Source organism: Caballeronia sp. M23-90, assembly GCF_053574605.1.
Window position 1 is genome coordinate 1 of the sequence record NZ_JBSIPA010000207.1, and the last position, 10,837, is coordinate 10,837.

Sequence of the window (10,837 nt, forward strand, 5' to 3'; positions counted from 1 at the left end):
AACATAGATTCGGTAAAGCCATCCGGTCCGCGCATCTGTTCCATCTCGTTCTCATTGATGACATCAGTTCAACGTTTACGCCCACGCCCCGGATGACGGCCACACGAGGTATTTCACCAGCCTGCTAAAACGGTTGCCAGATGCGTGACCTGAATCCTAGGTATTTTATATTGAACGGTCAATCAATAAAAAACCGTCGTGTCGGTTTCGGCCAAACCCGTGTCGCGTTGGAGGCGCATGCCCCATGCGGGACGGGACTACGCTCCTGAGACGGTGCACGGCGTTGTCAGCCGTGCGGATCGTCCACGAGAGAAAGGAGACAAGGCAATGAGCAACAATCGCGGCGTTGTGTATTTAGGGCAGGGCAAGGTGGAAGTGCAGTCCATCGACTATCCGAAAATGGTTGACCCGGGCGGCCGGCAAATCGGCCATGGCGTGATTCTCAAAGTCGTCACCACGAACATTTGCGGCTCCGACCAGCATATGGTGCGAGGCCGCACGACCGCGCAAGTCGGACTGGTGCTCGGTCACGAGATCACGGGCGAAGTGATTGAAGTCGGGCGCGATGTCGAGACGCTCAAGATCGGCGATCTGGTTTCCGTGCCATTCAACGTGGCATGCGGACGATGCCCGACCTGCAAGGCGCAGAACACCGGCGTATGCCTGAACGTTAATCCATCGCGTGCAGGCGGCGCTTATGGTTACGTCGATATGGGCGGCTGGATCGGAGGGCAGGCGGAATACGTCATGGTCCCTTACGCCGATTTCAATCTGCTGAAGTTTCCGGATCGCGAGCAGGCAATGTCCAAGATTCGCGACCTCACGTGTCTATCTGACATCCTGCCGACGGGGTATCACGGCGCAGTGATGGCGGGCGTGAAACCTGGCTCGACGGTTTATATCGCAGGCGCCGGACCTGTGGGGATGGCTGCCGCGGCGTCGGCGCGTCTGCTCGGCGCCGCTGTCACGATTGTCGGCGACATGAACGAAGAGCGGTTGGCGCATGCACGCAAGGTCGGATTCGAGACGGTGGATCTATCGAAGGATGCAACGCTCAGCGAGCAGATCGCGGCGATCCTCGGCACGCCCGAAGTGGATTGCGCCGTCGATTGCGTCGGCTTCGAAGCGCATGGCACCGGCAGCAGCGGACACCAGGAAGAAGCGCCAGCAACGGTGCTGAACTCGCTGATGGAAATCACACGCGTGGCCGGGGCGATCGGCATTCCGGGCCTTTATGTCACCGACGATCCGGGCGCCGCCGATGCAGCCGCGAAGAAGGGTGCATTAAGCATTCGCTTCGGTTTGGGCTGGGCCAAATCGCATTCGTTTTTCACGGGGCAGACGCCTGTCATGAAGTACAACCAGAACCTGATGCAGGCGATCTTGTGGGACCGCTTGCCGATCGCGGATATCGTGAACGTGTCGGTGGTGACGCTCGATCAGGCACCGGATGGGTATCGGCAATTCGATGGGGGTGCGCCGCGCAAGTTCGTAATCGATCCGCACGGGTTGCTGAAAGCCGCTTGAGGCTCGTGCTCCAAGGGCGTCGTTAGGAGGCTTTAAATAAGGCCTTAAGCGGCGCTCTGGACAATCGCCATCGAAGGAACGACGGCGAGCGGTGGCAACTGGCGGCGGCGTTCGCGAGTGGGCGCTGTTCCGAATGCATCGCGATAACTCTTGCTGAAATGGCATGCCGACTGGAATCCGCAAGCCATCGTGATGTGCATGATCGACATATCGGTCTGCAGCAACAGTTCGCGCGCGCGGCGCAGCCGCAATGTCAGGTAGTAGTGCGTCGGCGTCATGCCGAGATGTTCACGAAATAACCGCTGCAATTGCCGCTGTGACATCCCCGCGAGCCGCGCGAGTTCTTCTCGCGATAACGGCTCTTCAATGTTGTTTTCCATCAGCGAGATCACTTCGAACAGCGACTTGTTGGCCGACCCGAGGCGCGCGACGAGCGGCATGCGCTGCTGCGCGCTGGTATCGCGAACATGCTCCACGATGAACTGTTCCGCGATCTGCGTGACCTTCGCAGATCCCACACGCGTGGCGATCAGGTTCAGCATCATGTCGAGCGGCGCGACGCCGCCGGTACACGTCACACGATCCCGGTCGATAACAAAAAGCTCCTTGAGAAATCGTGTGTCGGGGAATTCTTCTTTAAGCGCCGACATGTTTTCCCAATGGATCGCGCATGCGTAACCGGCGAGCAGACCCGCGCGTGCGAGTGCATACGTTCCGGTGCAAAGGCTCCCCAGCGCGCTGCCGAGACGCGCGAAGCGGCGCAGCGCAGCGAGATGGGCCGCGGTGGTTTCACGCTGTACGTCGATACCGCCCACCACGAACACGATATCCGGTTGCCCTACGCAATCGACCGGGCCGGTATCGACAGAAAGACCGTTGCTTGCCGCCACGGGGCCGCCTTCCGGGCTCACGATGGACCACGTATAAAGCTTTTGCCCCGTCAGATAGTTCGCCATGCGCAGCACTTCGATAGCGTTGGTGAACGCGATCATCGTGAAGTTTGGTAACGGCATGAACGCAAAGTGCGCGAGCGACGCGGTGCGATCGGGGGACATGGAGGAATGATTCCTTCGAATCTTTGGGTTGCTGTGTCGTGGGGCACGACTATGGACATTTTGTAGATGTTTGCAACTAGCATGCCATCAGGCTAAACCCTATTGGCATTGAAGCTTACGCAAATGTAAGTGCTAGGCAGCGCACCGGGACGGGGATAGGGCGCACGCCGCGCACCGCACGAGAGCGCGAACTGTCCGCCGCAGTGCAGCAACCGAACGCTTAACTCAAAGCGTCCGTTGCGACTTGTGTAAAACGGACGCTCATGTCGGAAAAGGCCAAGAACACGTCTAAATTCATAAATTGGCGGATTCAGCGAAAGTCAAGAATAGACGCATCAGGAAGGGGTTTCAAACGCTTCGGCATGACGAATTCACTTTCCAAAATACGACTTGTCCCCGAACCCACGGATGCTTCAATGGCAAATTCCACGACCCGCCCCGCCGCGCCTTTCTTTGACGAACCGCTTGCGACTCGCGATGCATCCGTGCGCAGCGCGATCCTCAAGGAACTGGAGCGCCAGCAATCGCAAATCGAATTGATCGCGTCGGAAAACATCGTGTCGCGTGCGGTGCTCGAGGCGCAGGGTTCGGTGCTGACGAACAAATACGCGGAAGGGTACCCGGGCAAGCGTTATTACGGCGGTTGCGAATTCGTCGATGAAATCGAAACGCTTGCCATTGATCGCGTGAAGCAGATCTTCAACGCGCAGTTCGCGAACGTGCAACCGCACTCGGGCGCACAGGCCAACGGCGCGGTGATGCTGGCGCTGACCAAGCCTGGCGACACGGTGCTCGGCATGTCGCTCGATGCAGGAGGCCACCTGACACATGGCGCCAAGCCAGCCATGTCCGGCAAGTGGTTCAACGCGGTGCAGTACGGCGTGAATCGCGAGACCATGTTGATCGATTACGAGCAGATCGAAGAACTTGCGATGCAGCACAAGCCGACGTTGCTGATCGCAGGTTTCTCGGCCTACCCCCGCGAACTTGACTTCGCGCGCTTGCGTGCCATTGCCGACAAGGCCGGCTCGAAGCTCATGGTCGACATGGCGCACATCGCCGGCGTGATCGCAGCGGGGCGTCATCAGAATCCGGTCGAGCATGCGCACGTGGTGACATCTACCACGCACAAGACCTTGCGCGGTCCGCGTGGCGGCTTTGTGCTGACCAACGACGAAGACATCGCCAAGAAGATCAATTCCGCGGTTTTCCCCGGCCTCCAGGGCGGCCCGCTCATGCATGTGATCGCCGGCAAGGCCGTTGCCTTCGGCGAGGCGCTGCAGCCTTCGTTCAAGACGTATATCGACAATGTGCTGGCGAATGCCAGGGCGCTGGGCGAAGTGCTCAAGGCCGGTGGCGTGGATCTCGTCACGGGCGGCACGGATAACCACTTGCTGCTCGTCGACCTGCGTCCGAAGGGATTAAAGGGCAATCAGGTCGAGCATGCGTTGGAACGCGCCGGTATCACCTGCAACAAGAACGGCATCCCGTTCGATCCGGAAAAGCCCACCGTTACTTCGGGCGTGCGCCTCGGTACGCCGGCCGGCACCACGCGCGGTTTTGGCGTGGCCGAATTCCGCGATATTGGCCGCCTGATCGTGGAGGTGTTCGACGCGCTGCGCGACCATCCGGAAGGCCATGCCGACACAGAACACCGCGTGCGCCGCGAGATCTTCGCGCTGTGCGAACGCTTCCCCATTTATTGATTACGTCCTCCCATTCTGGAGCATGAGATGAGCACACTGCACGACACCAGCATCATCATCGACGGGCTGAATATTTCGAAGTTCGAGCCTTCTGTGTTCGAGGACATGAGAAAGGGCGGCGTGACCGCAGTGAATTGCACCGTGTCGGTCTGGGAGAGCTTCCAGAAGACCGTGGACAACATCGCCGAGATGCGCCAGATGATGCGCGAACACAGCGACATTCTCACGCTCGTGCGCACCACCGACGACATCCGCCGCGCCAAGCAGGAGAACAAGACGGGCATCATCTTCGGTTTCCAGAACGCGCATGCGTTCGAGGACAACCTCGGTTATATCGAAACGTTCAAGCAGCTCGGCGTGAACGTCGTGCAGCTTTGCTACAACACGCAGAACCTGGTTGGTACAGGATGTTATGAGCGCGACGGCGGTCTTTCCGGGTTCGGCCGCGAAGTGATCCAGGAGATGAATCGCGTCGGCATCATGGTCGACCTTTCGCACGTGGGCGGCAAGACGTCTTCGGAAGCGATCGCTGCATCCACGAAGCCGGTCTGCTATTCGCACTGCTGCCCTTCGGGCCTGAAGGAACATCCGCGCAACAAGACCGACGAACAGCTCAAGGAAATCGTCGACGCCGGCGGTTTTGTCGGCGTGACGATGTTCGCGCCGTTCCTCAAGCGCGGCCCGGATGCAACCGTCGAGGATTATCTCGAAGCGATTGAATACGTGGTCGACCTGATTGGCGAAGACAACGTCGGTATCGGCACGGACTTCACGCAAGGCTATAGCACGGAATTCTTCGACTGGATTACGCATGACAAGGGTCGTTATCGCCAACTGACGAACTTCGGCAAGGTCGTGAATCCGGAGGGCATCCGAACGATTGGCGAGTTTCCGAATTTGACCGCCGCGATGGAACGCGCGGGCTGGAGCGAGTCGCGCATCAAGAAGGTCATGGGCGAGAACTGGGTTCGCGTGTTCGACAGCGTCTGGAACGTCTAAAGCCCTCATCCTTAGGAAGAAAACACAATGCAACCGCAATTGCCTATCGACGTCGATCCGGAAACCGGCGTCTGGACAACCGACTCACTGCCCATGTTGTACGTGCCGCGTCATTTCTTTACGAACAACCATGTGGCTGTCGAAGAAGCGTTGGGACGCGAAGTGTATGCAAAGAGCCTGTACTCGGCGGGCCACAAGTCGGCGTACCACTGGTGTGACAAGGAAGCGAAGCAGCACGGTATCAGCGGCATGGCGGTGTTCGAACATTATCTGAAGCGTTTGTCGCAGCGCGGCTGGGGTTTGTTTTCCATCGTCAAGAGCGACCCGGCTGAATCTACTGCAACCGTGCACTTGCACAACTCTTCGTTCGTGCTTGCGCAGCCGGGCAAGGAAGGCAAGCTTTGCTACATGTTCGCCGGATGGTTTTCGGGCGCGATGGACTGGGTCAACGATACCGCGCCGGAAGGCGCGAAGAGGGGTCCGAAGTCCTTCTCCGTCGAAACGCAATGTGCTGCGGAAGGCTATCCGCACTGCGTTTTCGAAGTGACGCCGCTGGCCGCATGAACGCGTGACGAGCCGCACAGTACATAGATAAATCCGAGGTCGACCGCAATGCGTTACCCCAACCTTTTCAAGCCTCTCACGCTGAACAAGCTGACTCTGCGCAATCGCATTGTCAGCACCGCGCACGCGGAGGTCTATGCGGAACCGGGCGGTTTGCCGGGTGACAGATATATCCGTTATTACGAAGAGAAGGCGAAGGGTGGTGTGGGATTGGCGGTTTGCGGCGGGTCGAGCCCGGTGTCCGTGGACAGTCCGCAAGGCTGGTGGAAGTCGGTGAATCTGGCGACCGACCAGATCATCGATCCGCTTGCGCGTCTTGCCGAAGCCATGCACAGGCACGGCGCGAAGATTATGATCCAGGCAACGCACATGGGCCGCCGCACCGCTTATCACGGCGAGCATTGGCCTCACCTGATGTCGCCTTCGGGCGTGCGCGAGCCGGTGCATCGCGGTAACGCAAAGATCATTGAAGTCGAAGAAATCAAGCGCATCATTTCGGATTTTGCAGCCGCTGCAAAACGCATCCAGGACGCCGGTATGGACGGCGTTGAAATCTCGGCTGCACACCAGCACCTGATCGATCAGTTCTGGAGCCCACGCACGAATTTTCGTACCGATGAATGGGGCGGCTCGCTCGAGAACCGCCTTCGTTTTGGTAACGAAGTGCTCATGGCCGTGCGTGAAGCCGTGGGTCCGGATTTCTGCGTCGGCCTGCGCATGTGCGGCGACGAATTTCACGAAGACGGACTCGATCACACGCAGCTGAAAGAGATCGCTCAGTCGATGTCCGAGTCGGGTCTTATCGATTACATCGGTGTGATTGGATCGGGCGCCGATACGCACAACACGCTTGCGAACTGCATGCCGCCGATGGCCTTGCCGCCCGAGCCGTTCGTGCATCTTGCAGCCGGGATCAAGTCGGTCGTGAACGTACCGGTCATGCACGCGCAAAGTATTCGCGATGCGGGCCAGGCTGAGCGCCTGCTCGAATCCGGCATGATCGATCTGGTCGGCATGACGCGTGCGCAGATCGCTGATCCGCATATGGTCATCAAGATTCGCGATGGCCGCGAGGACGAGATCAAGCAATGCGTGGGCGCGAACTATTGCATCGACCGCCAGTACAACGGGCTCGATGTGCTGTGCGTGCAAAACGCGGCGACATCGCGTGAATCGACCATGCCGCATGTAATTGAAAAGTCGCGCGGGCCAAAGCGCAAGGTGGTTGTCGTCGGCGCGGGTCCTGCCGGACTGGAAGCGGCACGCGTTGCGAAATCGCGTGGCCATGATGTGGTGCTGTTCGAGAAGAACGACTATGTCGGCGGGCAGATCATGCTGGCCGCGAAGGCGCCGCAACGTGAGCAGATGGCCGGCATCGTCCGCTGGTTCGATATGGAAACGAAGCGCCTTGGCGTGGACCGCCGCCTGGGTGTCGCGGCTGACGAAAAGATGATCATGGCTGAGAAGCCGGACATCATCGTGCTGGCAACGGGCGGTTCGTCTTTCACGCAACAGGTTCCGGCGTGGGGCGTCGAAGAAGGGCTTGCCGTGAGTTCCTGGGACATTCTTTCGGGCAAGGTCGAACCGGGCAAGAACGTGCTGGTGTATGACGGCGTCAGCATGCACGCAGGTGCGGGCGTGGCGGATTTCATTGCGAGCCGTGGCGCGAATGTCGAGATCGTCACGCCCGACGTCAAGGTCTCGGATGACGTTGGCGGCACGACGTTCCCGATTTTTTATCGGCGGCTCTATGCGCAAGGTGTGATCTCCACGCCGAACTACTGGCTCGATAAAGTCTATGAGGAAGACGGCAAGAAGATCGCCGTGATCCGCAACGAATACACCGAAGAGCAGGAAGAGCGCGCGGTCGATCAGGTCGTGATCGAAAATGGCATCACGCCAAACGATGACCTCTACTGGAAGCTCAAGCCCGAGTCGCTCAATCGCGGGCAGGTCGATGTCCACAAGCTCTTTGCGTCCGAGCCGCAACCGTCGTTGAGCGAAGAACTCGGCAATGGCCGTTTCCTGCTGTTCCGCGTTGGCGATTGCATCTCCATGCACAACATCCACGGCGCGATCTACGACGCGCTGCGCCTTGTCAAGGACTTCTGATAATGAGCCCGGTGTTTGTCATTACCGCGTTGTTGTGGTTGTCGGTGGCGGGTCTGGCATTCGCATTGTTCAAACGCGCATCGTACTGGCGTGAAGGGCGCGCAACGGCCGCGGGTGCATACGGCTGGGGCAATCTGCTTTCCATTCCAAAGCGCTATTTCGTCGATCTGCACCACGTGGTCGCGCGTGATCCGTATATTGCCAAGACGCACGTGGCGACGGCGGGTGGCGCCATCGCTGCAATGGGGCTCGTGTTCATCAACTACGGGCTGGCGATATATTCGCCATGGATCGACAAGCTGATCTTCCTGGCTGCGTTGATCATGCTCGTGGGCGCGGTGTTCGTATGGCGTCGCAGGCATGGCGCGAAAGCGGTCCCGGCGCGTTTGTCGCGTGGTCCGTGGGACAGCCTGCCGCTGTTGCTGGGCTCGTTTGCGCTCGGGCTTGCGCTGTTCATCATGTTGCCTGCATCGGCCATGTCAGGTGCGCTGGCGATCATCGTTGCGCTGCTGATTGCAGCCGGCGCGTTCACCATGACTTTCGGCGCCGCACGCGGCGGTCCGATGAAACACGCGCTCGCAGGCTTGTTGCATCTCGCGTTTCATCCACGCCAGGAACGTTTCACCGGCCGCAGCCATGAGCATGACCTGGTCCCGCCGACCGCCCTCAAGATGCCCGTGCTCGATGCAAATGAATATGGCGTATCCAGGCCGGTCGAGTTCCGCTGGAACCAACTGCTCAGTTTCGATGCGTGCGTGCAATGCGGTAAATGCGAGGCGGCGTGTCCCGCCTTTGCGGCAGGCCAGCCGTTGAATCCAAAGAAGCTGATCCAGGATCTCGTGACGGGCATGGTCGGTGGAACGGACGCGGCGTATGCGGGCAGCCCCACGCCCGGAATTCCGCTCGGCAAGCACTCCGGCGCGCCGTCGAAACCGCTGATCTCCACAATGATCGAAGCGGACACCATCTGGTCCTGCACCACATGCCGTGCGTGCGTGCAGGAATGCCCGATGTTGATCGAGCACGTGGACGCTATCGTCGATATGCGGCGCAACCAGACGCTGGTCGAAGGCATCGTGCCGGGCAAGGGTCCGGAGACGCTCGCGAACCTGCGCGAGACGGGCAGCGCGAATGGCTTCGACATTGGCGCGCGTTATGACTGGGCGGTCGATCTGCAAGTCCAGGTTGCGCAACCCGGCCGTCCGGTTGACGTGTTGCTGATCGCAGGCGAAGGCGCGTTCGACATGCGCTACCAGCGCTCGCTGCGTGCATTGGTCAAGGTGTTGAACAAGGCCGGCGTGGATTACGCCGTGCTTGGCGGCATGGAAACGGATACCGGCGACACTGCCCGTCGTCTCGGCGATGAAGCCACATTCCAGCAGCTCGCTACGCAACTGATCGCAACGCTCTCGCAGTATTCATTCGGAAAAATCGTCACCGCCGATCCCCACGTCATGCATAGCTTGCGTAACGAATATCGCGCGCTTGGTGGCTTGTATGAGGTTCAGCATCATACTGCGCTGATCGCGGAACTCGTGGCGAGCGGCAAGCTGAAACCCTCGGTGGAAAGCGCGCTCGCGACGGGCAAGACCGTCACGTATCACGACCCGTGCTATCTCGGCCGCTATAACGGTGAAACGGAAGCGCCGCGCACGTTGCTCCGGACCATCGGCATCGAGGTGGTCGAGATGGAACGCAATGGCATGCGCGGCCGATGCTGCGGCGGGGGCGGGGGCGCTCCTCTCACGGACATTCCCGGCAAGCAGCGCATTCCCGATATCCGGATCAACGACGCTCGCGCGATCAACGCGGAGATCGTCGCGGTCGGCTGCCCGAACTGCACGGCGATGCTCGAAGGGGTGGTGGGTGCGCGTCCCGAAGTGCTCGACGTGGCCGAACTCGTTGCAGCGGCGCTGGAGTAAGCAATGCATACAATCAAACGAATCGATCCGCGCCGGCCGTTCTCTGTCACGGCTGAAGGTCTCAAGCGCATTACCCTGGGTGTTGTCGGCGCAGCAGGCGACGCTGACCTTGTGGCGCTCGGCGGCCATCGCGAACAGGTTAAACCGCAGCGCATGACTTCTGCGGCGCTTCGTTCGCTGCTCGTGGCGGCGCATAGCGATCGCGGTTCGCTCGATGACCACGCGCGCCAGACGCTTGCCGCCGCCGCGTTGCTTGCGGACGCGGCCACGCAAGTGGTGCTGCTGGTCTTTGGCGAATTGAAGGACGATGCAGCCGCGCTCGGCGCGGACAAGGTTATCGCAATGCCTGCGTTCGACCGGCGCGCGTTCACGCCCGATGCCGCGCTGGACGCGCTCGCTGCGTGTGTTGCGGCGTATTCGCCATTGCATATCTTTTTGCCTGATAACGCCGCCGGTGACGGCGACCTCGGCCGTCGATACGCGGCGCAAGCCAAGGCATCGGTCGCGACGCAAGTCGTCGAAATCGACGCCACGCACGTCTCGGTTCACACGCAAGTGCGCAAGGCTTATGCAGTGCGTGCATTGCCCGACGTGATCCTGCTCGCACCGAATGCGGTCGATGTCCGTTTGCCTTTCGTCGGCGCGGGCGAGCAGGTTGCGGCTGAACAATTCGCCACGGCGAGTTTGAAAACAGCAAGCCCGTACAAGGACCTCGGCATCGAGGAAATCGACGCCGCGCAGGTTGCGCTGGAGGAGGCGGACTTTATCGTTTCGGCAGGCAACGGCGTTACCGATGTTCCCGCGTTCGAGCGGCTGGCGAGCACGGTCGGCGCGGGCGAGCAGGTTGCGGCTGAACAATTCGCCACGGCGAGTTTGAAAACAGCAAGCCCGTACAAGGACCTCGGCATCGAGGAAATCGACGCCGCGCAGGTTGCGCTGGAGGAGGCGGACT

At 60.1% G+C, this 10,837-nt stretch carries 8 protein-coding genes; 7 read left to right on the top strand and 1 reads right to left on the bottom strand.

The window, feature by feature from the left end; genetic code table 11:
- The first annotated feature begins 327 nt into the window (after positions 1–327).
- Positions 328–1,527 (top strand): formaldehyde dehydrogenase, glutathione-independent, encoded by a 1,200-nt coding sequence (gene fdhA / locus ACRXB1_RS19830; RefSeq protein WP_062003571.1) that lies wholly within the window; start codon positions 328–330, stop codon positions 1,525–1,527.
- 44 nt (positions 1,528–1,571) lie between these two features.
- Here fdhA and ACRXB1_RS19835 read toward each other — a convergent pair whose 3' ends face one another.
- Positions 1,572–2,582, bottom strand: a complete 1,011-nt coding sequence (locus ACRXB1_RS19835) for a GlxA family transcriptional regulator (protein ID WP_449492958.1) — start codon at positions 2,580–2,582, stop codon at positions 1,572–1,574.
- A gap of 416 nt (positions 2,583–2,998) precedes the next feature.
- Here ACRXB1_RS19835 and ACRXB1_RS19840 point away from each other — a divergent pair, with 416 nt between their 5' ends.
- The 6 genes from ACRXB1_RS19840 to ACRXB1_RS19865 form a co-directional block, all read left to right on the top strand.
- Positions 2,999–4,288, top strand: a complete 1,290-nt coding sequence (locus tag ACRXB1_RS19840; protein WP_062171970.1) for a serine hydroxymethyltransferase — start codon at positions 2,999–3,001, stop codon at positions 4,286–4,288.
- A gap of 27 nt (positions 4,289–4,315) precedes the next feature.
- A complete protein-coding gene (locus ACRXB1_RS19845; RefSeq protein ID WP_075358225.1) occupies positions 4,316–5,287 on the top strand; it encodes a dipeptidase in 972 nt (323 codons plus the stop codon).
- A 27-nt stretch (positions 5,288–5,314) separates the two neighbouring features.
- Positions 5,315–5,851 (top strand): DUF5943 domain-containing protein, encoded by a 537-nt coding sequence (locus ACRXB1_RS19850; protein ID WP_449492959.1) that lies wholly within the window; start codon positions 5,315–5,317, stop codon positions 5,849–5,851.
- 48 nt (positions 5,852–5,899) lie between these two features.
- Complete coding sequence (locus ACRXB1_RS19855; RefSeq protein ID WP_449492960.1) at positions 5,900–7,963, top strand: oxidoreductase; 2,064 nt, start codon at positions 5,900–5,902, stop codon at positions 7,961–7,963.
- Positions 7,964–7,965: 2 nt separating this feature from the next.
- Complete coding sequence (locus tag ACRXB1_RS19860; protein WP_449492961.1) at positions 7,966–9,885, top strand: (Fe-S)-binding protein; 1,920 nt, start codon at positions 7,966–7,968, stop codon at positions 9,883–9,885.
- A gap of 3 nt (positions 9,886–9,888) precedes the next feature.
- Positions 9,889–10,837 (top strand): hypothetical protein (locus ACRXB1_RS19865; protein ID WP_449492962.1); only part of this gene is annotated, 949 nt, incomplete at its 3' end.